The sequence below is a fragment of the Streptomyces sp. TP-A0356 genome, from assembly GCF_001417775.1.
Taxonomy (GTDB): domain Bacteria; phylum Actinomycetota; class Actinomycetes; order Streptomycetales; family Streptomycetaceae; genus Streptomyces.
In genome coordinates, this window is record NZ_BBZJ01000028.1 from 41,118 (window position 1) to 59,330 (window position 18,213).

Consider the following 18,213-nt stretch of genomic DNA (forward strand, 5'->3'; position numbering starts at 1 on the left):
CTAGCTCCCTCGGTAAACGGAGTAGCCGAACGGGTTGAGCAGCAGCGGCACGTGGTAGTGCTCGCCCGGCACGACGGCGAATGTGATCGCCACCTCCGGGAAGAACACTCCCGCCGCACCGCTGTCCCGATTCGCGGGGGCGTCCTGCTGCGCATCGGCTTGCTTCTTCTCGAGCTTTTCGAGCTTCTCGAAATACGCCTCGACGGCGAAGTCGAGGCGTACGTGGGTCGTCCCTTCGGGCAGGGCCGGCAGGTCCTTGCACCGGCCGTCCGCGTCGGTCGTGGAGCCGCCGAGCGCCTGCCAGTCCGCGTCCCGGCCCGCGCGGGCGAGGAGGCGGACGGCGACACCCTCGGCGGGGCGGCCGACGCTGGTGTCCAGGATGTGCGTGGACACGGAGGCGGTGGTCTCGGTGCTCATGCGGTTTCCTCTTCAAGCAGTCGGGCAAGCCGGATACGGTTGATCTTGCCCAGCTCGGTGCGGACGATCTCCCGCTCCTGCTCCGGCGCGTTTCCGATCCGCTCCCTGACCGCGTCGCGCATCTGCTCGCCGGTCTTCCCGGTCGCGCAGATCAGGAAGACATGGCCGAACTTCTCCTGGTACGCCAGGTTGAGTTCGAGCATCTCCGCCTTGAGCGCCTCGGAGGCGCCGGCCATGCCGCGCTGCTCCCGGGCCGAGGTGGGGTCGCCCGGCTCGGGGCGGCCGATCGGCGGGTGCCCGGCCATCGCCTCCTGAAGGTCCGCTGTGGTGAGCTCGGCCATGGCGGCGTCGCTCGCGGCACAGAGGTCCTCGGCGGTGGCGTAGGGGCGCGCGGCGAGCAGCCGCCGGGCCCACGCCGTGGAGGCGCATGCCTCCTGGAGGGCGGCAAGGGCCGCGTGCTCCTCCAGGGCGTTGAAGCGGGCCAGACCCGGTGGCGTGGAAGTCGAAGTCACGGGGGGCCTCCGTGGCCTTGGTGCTGATCGGGCTGCGAACAGCTAACGCCCCCGCACGACATGGAGTCAACACTTTGTTGAAGATTCGGGGAAACGAAACCGCCGCCTTGCGTCGGGCGGCGCCGCGCCGTGCGCGGTGCGTGGTGCGGGCGGTGCGTGGTGCGTGGCGGGGGCGGTGCGGGCGGGCCGTGCGGCCGCGGTCAGGACTCCTTCTCGCGGTTGAGGTAGTTGTAGACGGTGAAGCGGCTGACGCCGAGGGCGCTCGCGACGGTCTCCACCCCATGGCGCACGGAGAAGGCGCCGCGCGCCTCCAGGGCGCGTACGACCTCCTGCTTGGCCTTGCGGTCCAGCTCGGCCAGCGGCTTGCCGCGCTTGCGTTCCATCGCCGCCAGGATGTGGTCGAGCGAGTCGGCGAGTTGCGGCAGGCGTACGGCGACGACGTCCGCGCCCTCCCAGGCGAGCACCACGTCGTCGGGGCCGGCCTGGTCGGGGGGCAGCAGCTCACCGCCCATGGCGTCGACCAGCGGCTTCACGGCCGTGATGAAGGGCTCGTCCCCCTTCCCGGTCACCTGCCCTCCTCCCCGACCACGTTGACCTGCAGGGAGATCCGTGTGGCACCGGCCTTGAGGGCCTTGTGCAGCAGTGCGTCCACGGCCGTGAGCACCGCGTCGGCACCGCCCTCCGCGGTGTTGCCGAACGGGCCGACGTCCACGGCGTCCAGCTCGGCCGCCTCGATGACCTCGCGGGCGACGAGCGCGTGCTCGGGCGCCTCGTCGAGGTCGAAGGGCTCGGTCGTGAACTCCACTCTCAATCGCACTGTGCCCCCATGGCATCTCCTGCGACCCGCGCGTCTCCGTCAGGTCCACCGTCGGGGTCGGGCTGCCCCGGCCGCCTGGTGAGACCTTAACGGACCCGGACACGGGCCTCCCTCCCCGGAAGCGGACGGGGATGGGCCCTGCCCAACGGACCGCGCTCCCCGGCTCGGCCCGGTGCGACGGACGCGCCGGGCGGCCGCGTAGAGCAGAGGACGGAATCCGAACAGGGAGGGGACCACGAGGTGGCAGGACGCACGTCCAAGGGTGCATTCGGAGGCGCCACGGGTGCATTCAGAGGGGCCAAGGGTGCTTTCAGAGGCGCCAGGGGTACGGCGATCGCGGCGGCGGCCATGGCTGCCCTGACCGCCTCCCAGGCGCCGGGGGCGGTGCCGGCTCGGGCATCGGAACCGACGCGCGGCACGGCAGCCGCCGAGCACGGGCCGACCGTGTCCGGCGACACCCCGTACCGCACCGAGCTCCCGCCGCTGCGAGCCGGAACGCCGGCGCCGAAGCCGGACTCGGCGCCGGCGGTGACGGGCGGCGCCCTGCCCGCGACCGTCTTCGCCGCGTACCGGCACGCCGCCTCGGAGCTCGCGCGCACCGCGCCAGGATGCCGACTGCGGTGGCAGCTGCTGGCCGCGGTCGGCCAGGTGGAGTCCGGGCAGGCGGGGGGCGGCCGGGTGACCGCGGACGGTACGACCGTGACGCCGATCCTCGGGCCCCGGCTCGACGGCGGCGCCTTCGCCGTCGTCCGTGACACCGACGGGGGCGTGTACGACGGGGACACGGCGTACGACCGAGCGGTCGGCCCGATGCAGTTCATCCCGTCCACCTGGGCCCGCTGGGGCGCTGACGGCAACGGCGACGGACGGGCCGACCCGAACAACGTCTTCGACGCGGCGCTCGCCGCCGGGCACTACCTCTGCGCGGGCGGCAGGGATCTCTCCAACCCCGCCGACCTGGACCGGGCGATCCTCGGCTACAACCACTCGGGGGCCTATCTGCGCACGGTCAGGGCCTGGTACGCCTACTTCCTGGAGGGGTACCAGGTGGTGCCTGACCCGCCCGCCGAGTCCCCGTCCCGGCCACGGCCGTCCCGCCCGAACTCCCCCAGGCCCACGCCGAAGCCGTCCGGCCGGCCGAGCACGGCCCCCTCGGGGACACCGTCGGCGCCGGCTCCCGTACCGTCGCCCACGCCGTCCCGTACGGTCGGTGCGACACAGGAGCCCCAGGGGACTCTGCTCCCCGTGCCCGCACCGAGTGTCACAGTGCCGGGCGGGATACTGCCCCATCCCGGCCCGCTGACCAGCAACAGTGAGAAGACGATGGGCTCCGCCCCCTCCACAACCGTGGATACTCGGCGGTAATGTCGCCACCCGCCGGTTGGCACAGGACCGGCGGGTGAGCGCGAAGGGGCCCTCATGGCGACGGACATGCCTGCTGGAACAGAGGCGGCCATGGCCGCGGAGACACAGGCGGCCGACGACCGTTGGCAGCGCATGTGGAGCCACCGTGAGCAGTTGCTCAAGGTGGCCCGGCGCAGGTCGATGAGCCCGGAGGACGCCGAGGACGCCGTGCACGAGGCGATGCTGCGCGCCGCGGAACGCCCCGAGCTCGACGACGAACGCCTCGGCGCCTGGCTGACGACCGTGACGATGCGGCTGTGCGTGGACCGGTACCGGCAGGTCAACCGGGAGGCCGAGGTGCGCAGCAGCCCCACCCTCATCGCGCCGGGCCCCGTGCCCGTCGAGGAGGTGGTGTGCGACCGGGCCGAGGCCAAGTGGCTGGCCGTGCGCAGCGGGGAACTGCCCGCCCGCCAGGCGGAGGCCCTGCGGCTGAAGTCCGAGGACCTCGACGTGGGTCAGGTCGCGGTGCGGATGGGGCTGAGCTACCGGACCGTCGAGTCGCTGCTGGCCCGGGCCCGGCGGACGCTGCGCGCGTCGCTGGCCGGGACGCTCGGGCTGGTGCTGTTCCTGCTCGGGCGCGGACGGCCGCGCGCGGGCGGAAGGGCGCAGACGCTGGCGGTCGCCTCCACCGCTGCGACGCTGGCGGTGGCGGGGCTGGTGCTGCCGCCCGCGTTCGACGGCGGCGGGGGCGGCAGCGGTCCGGCTCCCCGGCCGGCCGAGTCCTGGAGTGCGCGCCCGCTCGGGGACGACAGCGGCGGCGGGACGGGCGGTGCGCGGACGCGTGGGCCCTCCCCCGCGACCTCGAAGGCGACCGACCGGGGAAGGCCGTCCGGCCAGGGGGCACCGGTGCCGCTGTCCCTGCCGTCCCTGCCCGAGGTGTCGCCGCTACCGGCGCTTTCGGCGCCCGGGGTCCCGAGCGTGCCCGGCGTACCCGGGCTGCCGCACGTGCCGGACGTGCCGGGGCGGGTCAGGTCCACCGTCCCGTCCCCTCCGGCGGTGCCGACCCCTTCCGCCGTACCGTCCGTGCCCCTGCCCGTTCCCACGCCGAAGGCCCCGAGCACACCCCCGGTGAAGCTGCCGTAGACCGGAGCGCCCGTCCATCGACGGTCCGGTGCGGAACCTGTCCGTACGCCCGCGCATGAACCCATTTCACGGGCCCAAGACGTGTTCCCGGACCCAAACGCGCCCGTCCGCAGGCCCACGCGCGAACGCACCTGCCACCCCCGAGTGACCTGTCCGCACATCGGCGCGCGAACAGCCGCCACCCGCAAGCGACCCGTCCGCACGTCCCCGCGCGAACGCACCCGCCACCCGCGAGCGACCCGTCCGCAGGCCCGCCCCCGAACGCATCCACGAGCGCGCGCAGCCCGCCCGGAAGCCGCCGTGAGTTCGCCCGTAACGTCGTCCGCAAGTCCACGCGAACCCATCCGCAAGCCCGCGCGTAGAGCGCCCCCCAGCCGAGCGTGAAGCCGTCCGTCAGCCCGCGTGTGACGCGTCCGTGACCCCGCTCGCCAGGACGTCCCCAGGCCCACCGCCCAACCCACCCCCGACTCCCCCGCTGAGCCTGTCTCCCAGGCCGCGCGCACGCATCCGCGGACCCGCGCGCAAAGCCACCACAGGACCCGATGCCGCCCCCACACGTGTCTCGGCAGCCCGCGCGCACACTGCTCGCAAGCCCGCACGCAAGGCCGTCCACGAGCCCGCGCGTATCCCGGCCCCCGCCCGCGCGACCCCGCCCGCAGGACCGCCCGCAGGACCGCCCGCAGACCATCCGTGAGCCACAGCGTGAGGCCGTCCGTGAGCGCGCGTGTGTCGTGTGCGTAAATCCGTCCGAAAAAATTCGGCCTTCGGCGCGACGGACGGTCCGCCCCTCCCCGTAGAGCAGACGTCGGAGCTGCTCACGCATGCGAAGGGTGGACGGGATGGGTGTCGAGATCTGTGTGGAGGGGCTGACCAAGTCCTTCGGCCACCAGGTCATCTGGCAGGACGTCTCGCTGACCCTGCCCGCCGGGGAGGTCTCGGTCATGCTCGGCCCCTCGGGGACGGGCAAGTCGGTGTTCCTCAAGACGCTCGTCGGACTGCTCAGGCCCGACCACGGTTCCGTGAAGGTCGCCGGGCGGGACATCACCCGGCTGCGCGAGCACGAGCTGTACGAGGTGCGGAAGCTGTTCGGGGTCCTGTTCCAGGACGGCGCTCTGTTCGGCTCGATGACCCTGTACGACAACATCGCCTTCCCGCTGCGCGAGCACACCCGCAGGTCCGAGAGCGAGATCCGGCGGATCGTGCTGGAGAAGATGGACATGGTCGGCCTGATCGGCGCCGAGGGGAAGCTGCCCGGCGAGATCTCCGGCGGTATGCGCAAGCGGGCCGGTCTGGCCCGGGCGCTGGTGCTGGACCCGGAGATCATCCTCTTCGACGAGCCCGACTCCGGCCTCGACCCGGTCCGGGTGGCCTATCTCAACCAGTTGATCGTCGATCTCAACGCGCAGATCGACGCGACCTTCCTGATCGTCACGCACGACATCGCCTCGGCCCGCCAGGTGCCCGACAACATCGGGCTGTTGTTCCGGCGCGAACTCGTCATGTTCGGTCCCCGCGAGCAGCTGCTGACCAGCGACGAGCCGGTGGTGCGCCAGTTCCTGAACGGCCGGATGCAGGGGCCGATCGGCATGGCGGAGGAGAAGGACGCCGCCCAGGTCGCGCAGGAGCTGGCGCAGCTCGGTGACGACGGGCACCCCCGCACTCCCGGCAGTCAGGCACTGACTCCCCGCCTGCTGCCGGGGCCAGGCATCACCCGACCGCCCCGCTGGGAGGCGATCGCGAGACGGGAGGCCGAGCTGCGCCGGAGGGAGGTCGCGGAGGCATGAGCCTGTCCCCGACCGCAGCTCTGCGGCACTCGGGCCATCTGTTCGCGATGGCGCTGGACGTCGTGCGGGCCCTGCCCCGACGGCCCTTCCAGGCACGGGAGTTCATCCGGCAGGCGTGGTTCGTCGCGAGCGTCACCATCCTGCCCACGGCCCTGGTCTCCATCCCCTTCGGGGCGGTCATCGCCCTGCAGATCGGCAGCCTGACACGACAGCTGGGGGCCCAGTCCTTCTCCGGGGCCGCCTCGGTGCTGGCGGTACTGAGGGAGGCCTCGCCGATCGTCACCGCGCTGCTGATCGCGGGCGCGGGCGGCACGGCGATCTGCGCGGACCTCGGGGCGCGCCGGATCCGGGACGAGATCGACGCGATGCAGGTGCTCGGCATCGACCCGATCCACCGGCTGGTCGTCCCGCGCGTGCTGGCCTCCATGGTGGTCGCCGTGCTGCTCAACGGATTGGTGTCGGTCGTCGGCGTCGCGGGCGGCTATTTCTTCAATGTGATCCTCCAGAACGGCACGCCAGGCGCGTATCTGGCGTCGTTCACCACCCTCGCGCAGCTCTCCGACCTGTGGGCGGCCGAACTGAAGGCGCTGGTGTTCGGGGCGATCGCCGCGATCGTCGCCTCCTACAAGGGACTGACCGCGCAGGGCGGCCCGAAGGGTGTCGGCGACGCGGTGAACCAGTCGGTGGTGATCACCTTCATGTTGCTGTTCGTGACGAACTTCGTGATGACCGCGGTGTACTTCCAAGTCGTCCCGCAGAGGGGTTAGCCGATGCGACCCCAAGGACTGCGCACCCGAAGACTGCGGCCTCAGGACCTGATCGACCGCCCGTTCCGCCCACTCGACAACCTGGGCACCCAACTTGCCTTCTACGCCCGCTCGTTGGCGTGGACGGGCCGCACCCTGCGTCGCTACAAGAAGGAGATCCTGCGGCTGCTGGCCGAGGTGAGCTTCGGCCGCGGCGCGCTCGCCGTCGTGGGCGGCACGGTCGGTGTGATCGCCTTCCTGTCGTTCTTCACGGGCACCGAGGTCGGGCTCCAGGGGTACGCGGCCCTCAACCAGCTCGGCACCTCCAACTTCGTGGCGTTCCTGTCGGCGTACTTCAACACCCGGGAGATCGCCCCGCTGGTGGCCGGGCTCGCCCTGTCCGCGACGGTCGGCGCCGGCTTCACCGCGCAGCTCGGCGCGATGCGGATCAGCGAGGAGACCGACGCGCTGGAGGTGATGGGCGTCCCCTCGCTGCCGTTCCTGGTGACGACCCGGATGATCGCCGGCTTCGTCGCCGTGATCCCGCTGTACGTGATCGGGCTGCTGTCCTCGTACCTGGCCGCCCGCACCATCACCACCGGCTACTACGGGCAGTCGACGGGCACGTACGACCACTACTTCCACCAGTACCTGCCGCCGGTCGACGTCCTGTGGTCCTTCGGCAAGGTGATCGTCTTCGCGGTCCTGATCATCCTGGTGCACTGCTACTACGGCTACCACGCGAGCGGCGGGCCGGCCGGGGTCGGCGTCGCGGTGGGCCGTGCGGTGCGTACCTCCATCGTCGCCGTGAACGTCCTGGACTTCTTCCTCAGCCTGGCGATCTGGGGCGCCAACACGACCGTACGGATCGCGGGGTGAGACCGATGAGAGTGCTGAGGCTTCGGTTGTACGGCGTCGTCTTCATCGCCGTGCTGGCGCTGCTGCTGTCGCTGTCCGTGGCCGTCTACCGGCAGGCGTTCACCCCCGTCGTACGCATCTCGCTCCAGGCCGACAGCCTCGGCAACCAGCTCGATCCGCGCGCCGACGTCAAGCTGCGCGGACTGCTGGTCGGCGAGGTGCGCGCGGTGCACGCCGACGGCGCGAAGGCGACCCTGGACATCGCGCTCAAGCCGGAGTACGTCTCGTACATCCCCGCGGACGTGCATGCCCGGCTGCTGCCCAAGACGCTGTTCGGCGAGAAGTACGTCGACCTCGTGGCCCCCGCCCGCTCCACGGCACCGCCCATCCGCGCCGGTGATGTGATCACCCAGGACCGCACCCGGACCGGCATCGAGCTGCAGCAGCTGATGAACGACCTGCTGCCGCTGCTGCGCACGGTGGAGCCGGGTCAACTCAACGCCACGCTCTCGGCGTTCGCCACCGCGCTGGAGGGCAGAGGCGACCGGATCGGCGACAACCTCATCCGCGTCGAGGGCTATCTGCGCCGCCTCAACCCGCACCTGCCGTCCCTCAAGGAGGACATCGCGCGCTTCGCCGACGTCGCCGAGGTCTACGGCGACGCCGCGCCCGACCTGGTGCGGATCCTGCGCAACACCGTCACCACCAGCCGCACACTCGTGGAGAAGAAGGACCGGCTGGCCGCCGCGCTCCGCACGACCACGACCGTCGCGGGCACCGCACAGGACTTCCTCGACGAGAACGGCGACCGGCTGATCACCCTCGGCCGGGTCTCCCGGCCCACGCTGGAGCTCTTCGCCCGCTACTCCCCCGAGTACCCGTGTCTCCTGAACGGTCTGGTCCGGCAGGAGCGGGCGTCCGAGGAGGCGTTCCGGGGTGGCGAGATGCGGATCACCCTGGAGGTCGTCCGCCCCCAGGGCGCGTACCGGTCCGGTGAGGAGCCCCGCTATGCCGAGCGGTCGGGGCCGGACTGCCGGGGCATGCCGCATCCGCAGGTGCCCGGACCGAAACCCAAGCTCAATGACGGTACGTCGGCCGGCGGTTCGGGCGGCGCCCTGCCCGGAGGTGTCACCGTGTCCGCCACCACGGCCGAACAGCGGGCCGTCGGCTCGCTCGTGGCCCCCGTCATGGGCGTGCCCGTTGACCAGGTGCCGCCCGTCGCCACGCTGCTGTTCGGGCCGCTGGCCCGGGGGACGGCGGTGAGCGTCGCATGAGGACCACACAAGCCCGGCAGACCATGGCACCGCTCATCAAGTTCAGCCTGTTCGCGCTGGTGACGATCGCGGCGACGGCCCTGCTCGCCGCCACCATCGTCAATGTCTCGCTGACCCCGACCCGCACGTATCACGCGGTGTTCAGCGATGTCACGGGCCTTCAGGAGGGCGATGACATCCGGGTGGCCGGGGTGCGGGTCGGTCAGGTCGAGGGCATCCGGATCAAGGACCGGACGCTGGCGGAGGTCACCTTCGGCGTCGCCGCGAACCGTCCGCTGCTCATCAGCACCCGCGCGGTCATCCGCTACCGGAATCTGGTCGGGCAGCGGTACATCGCGCTGACCGAGGGCGCGGGCGACGCCACCCGGCTGCGGCCCGGCGACACGATCCCGCTGTCGCGGACCCAGCCGGCGCTGGACCTCAACGCGCTGCTGAACGGCTTCAAACCACTGTTCGCCGCGCTCAGCCCGAACGACGTCAACCAGCTCGCCACCGAGATCATCCGGACCCTGCAGGGCGAGGGCGGCACCGTCAACAGCCTGCTCGCGCACACGGCGTCGCTCACCACGACCCTCGCCGGGCGCGACCAGCTGATCGGCTCCGTGATCGACAACCTCAACACCGTGCTCGACACGCTGGACAAGCGCGGTGCCCGCTTCTCCGGGCTGATCACACAGCTGCGGAGGGTGATCTCCGGACTGTCCGCCGACCGCGGGCCCATCGGGGACTCCCTGGTGAACATCGGCGACCTCACCGACGCCACCTCGGGGCTGCTGGCCGACGCGCGTCCGCCGCTGAAGGACGACATCGCGGGGCTCACCGCGCTCACCGGAACGCTGAACAGGAACGAGACGACCGTGGAGGGCGTGCTGAAGCGGCTGCCGAACAAGCTCAACGGGCTGACGGGGACGGCGTCCTACGGCTCGTGGTTCAACTTCTACCTCTGCGACTTCGACGGCCGCATCGTGCTGCCGAGGACGAAGCAGGTGCTCACCCCCTCGCTCCATGTGGCCCAGGCGAGGTGTGGCGGATGAGGACGATGCGGGTCCTGCCGCGCCGGACCCGGCGCCGCCCCGAACCCCTGGTGAAGGTACGCGTTCTGCCGCCGAAGCTGCCCCGGCTGCCGAAGCCGCGGCTCCTCCCGCGCCGGGAGCACCGCCCCGAACCGCTGGTGAAGGTCCGTGTCCTGCCGCCGAAGCTGCCCCGCATCCGGCTGCGCCGGCCACGGCTGAAGCCGTTCCGCGAACGCAACCCCGCGGTGGTGGGCGCCGTCGGCCTCACCACCCTCGTCCTGCTGACCGTGGCCGCGTTCAACGCCGACAGCCTGCCACTGATCGGCGACGGCGACACGTACAGCGCGGCCTTCTCGGAGGCGGGCGGTCTCAAGCCGGGCGACGAGGTACGGATCGCCGGGGTCGAGGTCGGCAAGGTCAAGGGCGTCGACCTGGAGGGCGACCATGTCCGGGTGACCTTCAAGGTCAAGGGCGGCCCGGCGTTCGGCACCGCGACCGGCGCCTCGATCCGGGTCAGGACCATCCTCGGCGCGAAGTACCTCGCACTGCTCCCCAAGGGTCCCGGCCGGCTGAGGCCGGGCAGTGAGATCCCGCTGCGGCGGACGGTCTCGGCGTACGACGTGGTGCAGGCGTTCAGCGATCTGACGACCACGACGGAGCAGGTGGACACCGGGCGGCTGGCGAAGGCTCTGGACACCATCTCCACCACCTTCCAGGACTCCCCCGCGGAGGTGCGGGCGTCCATCAAAGGACTGTCGAGGATCTCCCGGGCGGTCGCCTCGCGCGACGAGGCACTGCGCGAACTCCTCAAACACGCGAACGGGGTCACCGGGGTGCTGGCCGCACACACGAAGGACTTCTCCGCGCTGGTGAAGGACGGCGACCAGCTGTTCAAGGAGATCAGCAGGCGGCGCGCGGCGATCCACGCCCTGCTCAAGACCTCCGCCCTGCTGGGCATCGAGCTCTCCGGCCTGGTCGAGGACAACCGCGCGCAGATCGGGCCCGCGCTCAGGAACCTCGACACGTTCGTCAGGATGCTCGAACGCAACCAGGCGAGCCTGGACCGGAGCGTGAAGCTGCTCGCGCCCTACATCCGGGTGTTCACGAACACCCTCGGCAACGGCCGCTGGTTCGACTCCTACATCCAGAACCTGGTCGCCGCTCCGGTGGTACCGCGGACGGGAGGCTCGCGATGACCGGACGTCCGCCCGTGCGGCGCACCCTGGCGCTGCTGACCGCGCTCGCGGTCGCCGCCGCCCTCGCGGTCGTGCTGTGGCCGCACTCCCGCACCGTACGCGTCACGGCGTACTTCCCGCGCGCCGTCGGCATCTACCCCGGTTCCGACGTCCGGGTCCTCGGCGTCCGCATCGGCGAGGTCAAGAAGATCACGCCGGAGGGCGGACGGGTGCGAGTGGAGCTGGAGTACGACGAGGGGCGCAGGGTCCCCGCGGACGCACAGGCCGCGATCATCAACTCATCGGTGGTCAGCGACCGTTACCTCCAGCTCCTGCCGGTGTACCGGGGCGGCCCGGTGCTGCGGGACGGCGCCGTGATCCCCGAGTCGCGCTCCGCCGTACCGGTCGAGCTGGACCGCGTCTTCGACAGCCTGCACACCACGGCCGAGGCGCTCGGCCCGAAGGGCGCGAACAAGGACGGCTCCCTGTCACGGCTGCTCGGGGTGAGCGCGGACAACCTCCGGGGCCAGGGGGCGAACCTCAACCAGACGGTCGAGGACCTCTCGCAGGCGGTCACCACACTGTCCGAGGGCCGCGGGGACCTGTTCGGCACCGTACGGAACCTACAGGTGTTCACGGCCGCGCTGGCGGCCGACGACAAGAGCGTCCGGTCGTTCAACGACAGTCTCGCCGAGGTGGCGCGGCAGCTCGCCGGGGAGCGCGGGGACCTCGCGGCGGCGCTGCGGCACCTGGGCGCGGCACTCGCCGACGTGTCCGACTTCGTGAAGCACAACAAGAAGGCGCTGACCTCGGACGTGCGGGGCCTCAGCAAGGTCACCGAGGTCCTGGTCACCCAACGGGCCGCACTGGAGGAGCTGTTGACGGTCGCGCCCACGGGGCTGTCGAACCTGCAGAACGCGTACAACGCGTCCGCGGGCACCCTGGACACCCGCAACAACGCGCAGGCACCGCAGGACCCGGCGTCCCTGCTGTGCTCCCTGCTGGCGACCACCGGGGCCGTGGGCGGCAAGAACCCCGACTGCAAGGAGCTGCGGCGGCTCTTCGACTCCCTGCCCAAGGTGCCCGCGGCCCCGGCGGCCCCCGGCACGGTGGACCGGACCCTCGGCGGAATCCTGGGGGCCGGAGCATGAGCGGGCAGCGCACGCTCCGGGCGGTCGCGTGGGCGGCGGCGGGTTCGCTGCTGCTGTCCGGCTGCGCGTTCAACGGCTGGTACGACGTCCCGCTCCCCGGGGGCGCCGCCGCGGACGGCCACGCCTACCACGTGACGGTCGAGTTCAGGGACGTACTCGATCTGGTGCCCCAGTCGGCGGTCAAGGTCGACGAGGTGACCGTGGGCGCCGTCGAGAAGGTGGAGCTGGACGGCTGGCACGCGCGGGTGCGGTTGCGCGTGGCCGACTCGGTGAAGCTGCCGGCCAATGCGGTCGCCGACGTGCGGCAGACCAGCATGCTCGGCGAGAAGTACGTCGCGCTGTCCGTGCCCACCGGCTCGCCGGCCGTGGGCCGCCTGCGCGACGGGGATCTGATCCCGCTGTCCCGCAGCGGCCGCAACCCGGAGATCGAGGAGGTGCTGTCGGCCCTGTCCGCCCTCCTCAACGGCGGCGGTGTCGCCCAGCTCAAGACGATCACCGTGGAGCTGAACAAGGCACTGGCGGGCCGCGAGAGCCGGGTCGCGTCCCTGCTCAAGCAGCTCGACACGTTCCTCGGCGGCCTGGACGAGCAACGCACCCAGATCGTCCGCGCGCTGGAGGGCATCGACCGGCTGGCCAGGCGGCTGGGGCAGGAGAAGACGACGATCGCCCAGGCCGTCGACACGATCCCGCCCGCCCTGAAGGTCCTCGCCGACCAGCGCCGCGACCTGACCAGGATGCTCACCGCCCTGTCGAAGCTCGGAGCGTCCGGCACCAAGGTCGTCAACGCCTCGCGGGACGACACGGTCGCCGACCTGAGGCAGCTGCGGCCGATCCTGCAACAGCTCAACAAGGCGGGCGACGACCTGCCCAACTCCCTGGAGTTGCTGACCACGTATCCCTTCCCGCGCAACGCGGCGGACGCCGTGAAGGGCGACTACGTCAACCTCAGGATCACCGCCGACCTCGACCTGGCGGGCATCTACGGCAATCTCACCGACAAGCCCGGCAAGGGGGGCGGCGGAACCGGGAAGAAGCCCACGCCGACTCCCGGGCTCCCCAGCCTGCCGAGCGTGCCGCTGCCCACGGCCCTGCCCAGCGTCCCGGGCCTGCCCAAGGTGCCGACGCCGTCGGTCGTGCCCTCGCCGTCGGCGGGCGGTGGCGGTGTGCTGTGCCCGCCGGTGTGCACCGCGGCCTACGGCACCCGTCAGGACGCGCACCGTCTCCCGCCGGGGATCGACCTCGCCCTCGCCGAGCTCATGCTGAAGGGGATACAGCCGTGATCACACGGACGGTCAAGGCCCAGCTGCTCGCCTTCGCCACCATCACCGCCGTCGGTGTGTCGTACGTCGGCGCCCAGTACGCGGGCCTGGCGGACGCTCTCCTCGGCCGGGGCTACACGGTGACGGCCGACTTCGCCGAGTCCGGGGGCGTCTTCCCCGGTGCCGAGGTCACCTATCGCGGGGTGCCGGTGGGCCGTGTGGGCGATCTGCGGCTGAACGGCTCCGGTGTGTCGGTGGCGCTGAAGATCGAGGACGGCGCTCCGCGGATCCCGGCGGACACCCTGGCGGTGGTCGCCGACCGTTCGGCGGTGGGCGAACAGTACGTCGATCTGCAACCCCGGCGCTCCGGCGGCCCGTATCTGATGGACGGAAGCCCGATCCCGCGGGGCCGAACCCGAGTGCCGCTGCCCGTCACCGATCTCGTCCTCAGCCTGGACCGGCTGGTCAACTCGGTCGGCAAGGACGATCTGCGCACCACCGTCGACGAGTTGGGCAAGGCCTTCGCAGGCACCGGTCCGGGGCTGAGCCGTCTGGTGGACTCCGGCAACAAGCTCGTCGAGTCGGCCTCCGACTCGCTGCCCCAGACGGTGTCGCTGATCGAGGACTCGCGCAAGGTGCTCAGGACACAGGCCGACAAGGGCTCGGCCATCAAGTCCTTCTCGCGTGATCTGGCCGCCCTCACCGCGCAGTTGAAGTCGAGCGACGGTGATCTGCGCCGACTCGTCGGCAACGCGGCGCCCGCCGCCCAGGAGGTCGACTCCCTGCTGAAGTCCACCCGGCCCCATCTGCCGGTCCTGCTGGCCAACCTCATCAGCGGCGGACAGGTCACCCTGGCCCGGCTGCCCGGCGTGGAACAGGCGCTGGTCACCTTCCCGTTGGTGGTCGCGGGCAGCTACACCGTGATCCCGGGCGACGGCACCACCCACTTCGGGCTCGTCGTGAACGCGGGCGATCCGCCGCCGTGCACCCAGGGGTACGGGACCCGGCGGCGCGATCCCGCCGACACGAGCACGCGTCCGGCGAACACCGGCGCGCGCTGCACGGCACCGCGCGGCAGCGGCACCTCGGTGCGCGGCGCACAGAACGCCCCCGGCGCGTCGGCCGGTTCGGGTGGCGGCCGGCAGGCCGCGTACGTCGCCCCGTACGACCCGGAGACCGGCTCCGCCACCGGCCCGGACGGAGCGCCCGTCGAGATCGGCTCGACGGGCGGCGAACAGACCGTGTTCGGAAAGGAGTCGTGGCAATGGCTGCTCGTCGGTCCGATGGCATGAACGAGGGGCGCCGCCGGGCGCTGTCCGCGGCGCTGGTCGCCGCGACGCTGCTGACGACGGCGCTGTCGGTGTGGCTGGGTGTGCGGCTGTCCGAGCAGCGCGCGGACGACCTGCGCCGGCAGGACATCCTGGCGGCGGCCCGCCAGTCGGCGCTGAACTTCACCTCCCTCGACTACCGGCACTACGGCCAGGACAGCGGCAACGTGCTGAAGGGCGCCACCGGCGACTTCAAGAAGGAGTTCGCCGCGCAGACCGCGGAGTTGACGAAGCTCGTCGCCAGGAACAAGTCAGTGTCCGAGGGGCAGGTCCTCGAAGCGGGCATCGTGCGCTCCGACGCGCGCTCGGCCCAGGTCCTGGTCGTCGCCGACAGCAAGGTGACGAACACCGCGGTGCCCGAGGGCCAGGCGCGCACCTACCGGCTGCAGCTGGACCTGGTGCGCGAGCAGGGCCGCTGGCTGACCTCCGGCGTCGAGTTCGTGGGCTGACCGCGTCCCGTGGCGCACCACAGGCCCCACAGGCACCACCAGTGAGGAGAATGACCGTGGCGAACCCGACCACCCGAGTCCGCGGCGCGGGATCCCCCGGCCGCCGCACCATGACCGCGGCCGCCCGTGCGGCGGCCAAGCGCGCCGGACGGACGGCGCGCCCGGAGCACGAAGAGCGCCCGGAGCGCGAGGACCTCCTGGAACGCGAGGAACGCGAGGAACGCCAGGGTCGCGAGGACCTCCTGGAACGCGAGGAGCGTGGCGACCGCCCAGTGGAAGGGTCCGCTGGGGCGGCATCCCCGCCGGCCGAGGAGCGGCACTCCGGGCCCACTGTGCTCATCGAGGCTCCGGGCGACGGCTGGGACGACCCACCGGAGCCCACCCAGCAGGAGCCGCAGGAGCCGGAGGTGGCCGCGCCCGCACGGCGGCCCCGATGGAGGCTGCTCACCGCGGCGCTCGGTGTCCTGCTCGTGGCGGGCCTGATCACCGTCGCCGTGCTCGGGTGGCGCTACCAGGAGGGGCAGCGGGCGGAAGGGGCGCGCGCACAGGCCCTCGCGGCCGCGCAGCAGGCGGCGCCGGTGGTGCTGTCGTACGACTACCGGCATCTGGAGCGGGACTTCGCACGGGCCCGCACCTGTCTGACCGGCGCCTTCCGCGACCAGTACCTGAAGACCACCGGGACGGTGGTCGGACCGACCGCGGCGAAGTACCACGGCGTGGTGACGGCGACGGTGGCCGCGCCCCCGGGCGGCGCCCCGGCGGCCTCCGTGGTGTCGGCCGCACCGGACAGGGTCACCGTGCTGCTGTTCGTCAACCAGGTCACCCGGAGCACCCAGGTGACGGGGTCCCGCGTGGACCTCAACCGTGTGCGGATGACGCTGACCCGAACCTCCGCGGGCTGGAAGGTGAGCGCCCTGGACGCGCTCTGAACGGTGCCGGGAGGTCTCCGGCAGCAGCTCCCGACACGTGCCCCCGCGCAGCCCGCGCGGGGGCACTTCTGCGTCCGCGCTCTTGACAGTCACGCCTGACCACAGGCAGTCTTCCATTAAGCAGAAATCAACTTCCGCAATATGGAATTGCGGCCGATCGCCGAGAGGGAAGGGAGCGCGGCCCGATGGGATTCGCAGACCAGCGCTTCACCGTCAACCTGTCGATCCTGTTCACGGAACTCCCGCTGCTGGAGCGCCCCGCGGCCGCCGCCGCGGCGGGCTTCAGCGCGGTCGAGCTGTGGTGGCCCTGGGTCGACTCCCCCACCCCCGAGCGTTCCCGGCTCGACGCCCTGAAGAGGGCGATCGAGGACGCGAGCGTGCGGCTCACGGGCCTCAACTTCTACGCCGGACAGCTCCCCGGCCCGGACCGCGGCGCCCTGTCGGTCCCCGGCGAGGAGTCGGAGAGGTTCCGCGCCAACGTCGAGGTGACCGCGGACTTCGCCCGATCCCTCGGCTGCACGGCACTCAACGCGCTGTACGGCAACCGCGTCGACGGCGTCGACCCGGCCGAGCAGGACGCGCTCGCCCTGGAGAACCTGGTCATCGCGGCCCGCGCGGCCGACCGGATCGGCGCGGTCCTGCTGATCGAGGCGCTGAACAGGCCCGAGTCGCCGCTGTACCCGCTGGTCTCGGCCCCGGCCGCCGTCGGGATCGTCGACGGCGTCAACGAGGCCACCGGGCTCGGCAACGCGCGGTTCCTGATGGACCTGTACCACCTGTCCATGAACGGCGAGGACCTGCCGTCGGTGATCGAGCGGTACACGGCGAAGACCGGTCACGTGCAGATCGCCGACAACCCGGGCCGCGGCGCCCCCGGCACGGGTTCGCTCCCACTGGAGGACCTCCTCGGCCGGCTGCGGAAGGCGGGTTACGAGGGCCGGGTCGGCCTGGAGTACAAGCCGGGCGACCGCCCGAGCGCGGAGGCCTTCGCATGGCTCCCGCGCGAAGCGCGCTGAACTCCCCGACACTGCAGATCAGTCAGAGAGGCACCCCCAATGAGCAACACGCTCCCGACCCGCCCGGCGATCGCCTGGATCGGCCTCGGCATCATGGGCTCCCCCATGTCCGAGAACCTGATCAAGGCGGGTTACGACGTCACCGGCCACACCCTGGAGCAGGAGAAGCTGGACCGCCTGGCCGCCGCCGGGGGGACCGCGGCCGGTTCGATCGCCGAGGCCGTCCGCGACGCCGACGTGATCATCACCATGGTGCCGGCGTCGCCGCAGGTCGAGGCGATCGCGTACGGCCCGGACGGCATCCTGGAGAACGCGAAGTCCGGCGCCCTGCTGATCGACATGTCCTCGATCACCCCGCAGACCTCGATCGACCTGGCCGCAGCCGCCAAGGACAAGGGCATCCGCGTCCTCGACGCCCCCGTCTCCGGCGGTGAGGCCGGTGCCGTCGAGGCAGTGCTGTCGATCATGGTGGGTGGCGAGCAGGCCGACTTCGACGCGGCCAGGCCGCTCTTCGAGGCGCTGGGCAGGACGATCGTGCTGTGCGGTCCGCACGGCTCCGGCCAGACCGTGAAGGCCGCCAACCAGCTGATCGTCGCCGTGAACATCCAGGCGTGCGCCGAGGCCGTGGTCTTCCTGGAGAAGTCGGGCGTCGACCTGACGGCCGCCCTGGACGTCCTGAACGGGGGCCTGGCGGGCTCGACCGTACTGACCCGGAAGAAGGACAACTTCCTCTCCCGCGACTTCAAGCCGGGCTTCCGCATCGATCTGCACCACAAGGACATGGGCATCGTCACCGAGGCGGCCCGTACCGTCGGCGCGGCCCTTCCCGTGGGGGCCGTGGTGGCCCAGCTGGTCGCGAGCCTGCGCGCCCAGGGCGACGGCGGCCTGGACCACTCGGCGCTGCTGAGGGCCGTGGAGCGCCTCTCCGGCGCGTCGGTTTGACGCCAGTACCCCCAAGCACCCGCAAGTACCCCCAGTACCCCGGGCGGCGCCGCCGC

19 protein-coding genes are annotated in these 18,213 nt (G+C 71.9%); 15 read left to right on the plus strand and 4 right to left on the minus strand.

The window, feature by feature from the left end:
* From uraH to ASC56_RS29290, 4 genes are all read right to left on the minus strand, one after another.
* On the minus strand, window positions 1-417 hold the full coding sequence (uraH, locus tag ASC56_RS29275; RefSeq protein WP_055494586.1) for a hydroxyisourate hydrolase: 417 nt from the start codon (window positions 415-417) through the stop codon (window positions 1-3).
* The gene (gene uraD, locus ASC56_RS29280; protein ID WP_055494587.1) at window positions 414-929 is read right to left on the minus strand and encodes a 2-oxo-4-hydroxy-4-carboxy-5-ureidoimidazoline decarboxylase; all 516 of its coding nucleotides are present in this window, start codon (window positions 927-929) and stop codon (window positions 414-416) included. The genes uraH and uraD overlap by 4 nt, the downstream gene beginning before the upstream one ends.
* A 200-nt stretch (window positions 930-1,129) precedes the next feature.
* A complete protein-coding gene (locus ASC56_RS29285; protein WP_055494588.1) occupies window positions 1,130-1,498 on the minus strand; it encodes a helix-turn-helix domain-containing protein in 369 nt (122 codons plus the stop codon).
* On the minus strand, window positions 1,495-1,746 hold the full coding sequence (locus tag ASC56_RS29290; RefSeq protein WP_055494589.1) for a hypothetical protein: 252 nt from the start codon (window positions 1,744-1,746) through the stop codon (window positions 1,495-1,497). Before ASC56_RS29290 ends, ASC56_RS29285 begins: the two co-directional genes overlap by 4 nt.
* Window positions 1,747-2,094: 348 nt before the next feature.
* On the opposite strand from ASC56_RS29290, the gene ASC56_RS29295 reads away from it, so the two are divergent.
* The 15 genes from ASC56_RS29295 to ASC56_RS29365 all read left to right on the plus strand — a co-directional run bounded on the left by ASC56_RS29295 (window position 2,095) and on the right by ASC56_RS29365 (window position 18,157).
* Window positions 2,095-3,111, plus strand: coding sequence for a lytic transglycosylase domain-containing protein (locus ASC56_RS29295; protein ID WP_055494590.1), 1,017 nt, complete (start codon window positions 2,095-2,097; stop codon window positions 3,109-3,111).
* A gap of 66 nt (window positions 3,112-3,177) precedes the next feature.
* Window positions 3,178-4,233 (plus strand): sigma-70 family RNA polymerase sigma factor, encoded by a 1,056-nt coding sequence (locus tag ASC56_RS29300; RefSeq protein WP_234377106.1) that lies wholly within the window; start codon window positions 3,178-3,180, stop codon window positions 4,231-4,233.
* A gap of 839 nt (window positions 4,234-5,072) precedes the next feature.
* Window positions 5,073-6,017, plus strand: a complete 945-nt coding sequence (locus ASC56_RS29305; RefSeq protein ID WP_055494592.1) for an ABC transporter ATP-binding protein — start codon at window positions 5,073-5,075, stop codon at window positions 6,015-6,017.
* Window positions 6,014-6,784, plus strand: a complete 771-nt coding sequence (locus ASC56_RS29310; RefSeq protein ID WP_055494593.1) for an ABC transporter permease — start codon at window positions 6,014-6,016, stop codon at window positions 6,782-6,784. Before ASC56_RS29305 ends, ASC56_RS29310 begins: the two co-directional genes overlap by 4 nt.
* A gap of 3 nt (window positions 6,785-6,787) precedes the next feature.
* Window positions 6,788-7,642, plus strand: a complete 855-nt coding sequence (locus ASC56_RS29315) for an ABC transporter permease (protein ID WP_199836091.1) — start codon at window positions 6,788-6,790, stop codon at window positions 7,640-7,642.
* A 5-nt stretch (window positions 7,643-7,647) separates the two neighbouring features.
* A complete protein-coding gene (locus ASC56_RS29320) occupies window positions 7,648-8,895 on the plus strand; it encodes an MCE family protein (RefSeq protein WP_055494594.1) in 1,248 nt (415 codons plus the stop codon).
* The gene (locus ASC56_RS29325) at window positions 8,892-9,929 is read left to right on the plus strand and encodes an MCE family protein (RefSeq protein WP_055494595.1); all 1,038 of its coding nucleotides are present in this window, start codon (window positions 8,892-8,894) and stop codon (window positions 9,927-9,929) included. The genes ASC56_RS29320 and ASC56_RS29325 overlap by 4 nt, the downstream gene beginning before the upstream one ends.
* A complete protein-coding gene (locus ASC56_RS29330; protein WP_371330309.1) occupies window positions 9,926-11,104 on the plus strand; it encodes an MCE family protein in 1,179 nt (392 codons plus the stop codon). Before ASC56_RS29325 ends, ASC56_RS29330 begins: the two co-directional genes overlap by 4 nt.
* Window positions 11,101-12,234 (plus strand): MCE family protein, encoded by a 1,134-nt coding sequence (locus ASC56_RS29335; protein WP_199836092.1) that lies wholly within the window; start codon window positions 11,101-11,103, stop codon window positions 12,232-12,234. Before ASC56_RS29330 ends, ASC56_RS29335 begins: the two co-directional genes overlap by 4 nt.
* On the plus strand, window positions 12,231-13,514 hold the full coding sequence (locus ASC56_RS29340) for an MCE family protein (RefSeq protein ID WP_055494596.1): 1,284 nt from the start codon (window positions 12,231-12,233) through the stop codon (window positions 13,512-13,514). The genes ASC56_RS29335 and ASC56_RS29340 overlap by 4 nt, the downstream gene beginning before the upstream one ends.
* Entirely contained in the window at window positions 13,511-14,785 is a 1,275-nt protein-coding gene (locus ASC56_RS29345; protein ID WP_055494597.1) for an MCE family protein, read from the plus strand. Before ASC56_RS29340 ends, ASC56_RS29345 begins: the two co-directional genes overlap by 4 nt.
* Window positions 14,758-15,270, plus strand: coding sequence for a hypothetical protein (locus ASC56_RS29350; RefSeq protein WP_055494598.1), 513 nt, complete (start codon window positions 14,758-14,760; stop codon window positions 15,268-15,270). Before ASC56_RS29345 ends, ASC56_RS29350 begins: the two co-directional genes overlap by 28 nt.
* Window positions 15,271-15,320: 50 nt before the next feature.
* Window positions 15,321-16,199 carry a hypothetical protein gene (locus ASC56_RS29355; protein WP_107309375.1) on the plus strand — a complete coding sequence of 293 codons (879 nt, stop codon included), beginning with the start codon at window positions 15,321-15,323 and terminating at the stop codon, window positions 16,197-16,199.
* A 185-nt stretch (window positions 16,200-16,384) separates the two neighbouring features.
* Window positions 16,385-17,215 (plus strand): TIM barrel protein, encoded by an 831-nt coding sequence (locus ASC56_RS29360; protein ID WP_055494599.1) that lies wholly within the window; start codon window positions 16,385-16,387, stop codon window positions 17,213-17,215.
* Between the two features lie 39 nt (window positions 17,216-17,254).
* Window positions 17,255-18,157 (plus strand): 2-hydroxy-3-oxopropionate reductase, encoded by a 903-nt coding sequence (locus ASC56_RS29365; RefSeq protein ID WP_055494600.1) that lies wholly within the window; start codon window positions 17,255-17,257, stop codon window positions 18,155-18,157.
* Window positions 18,158-18,213 lie beyond the last annotated feature (56 nt).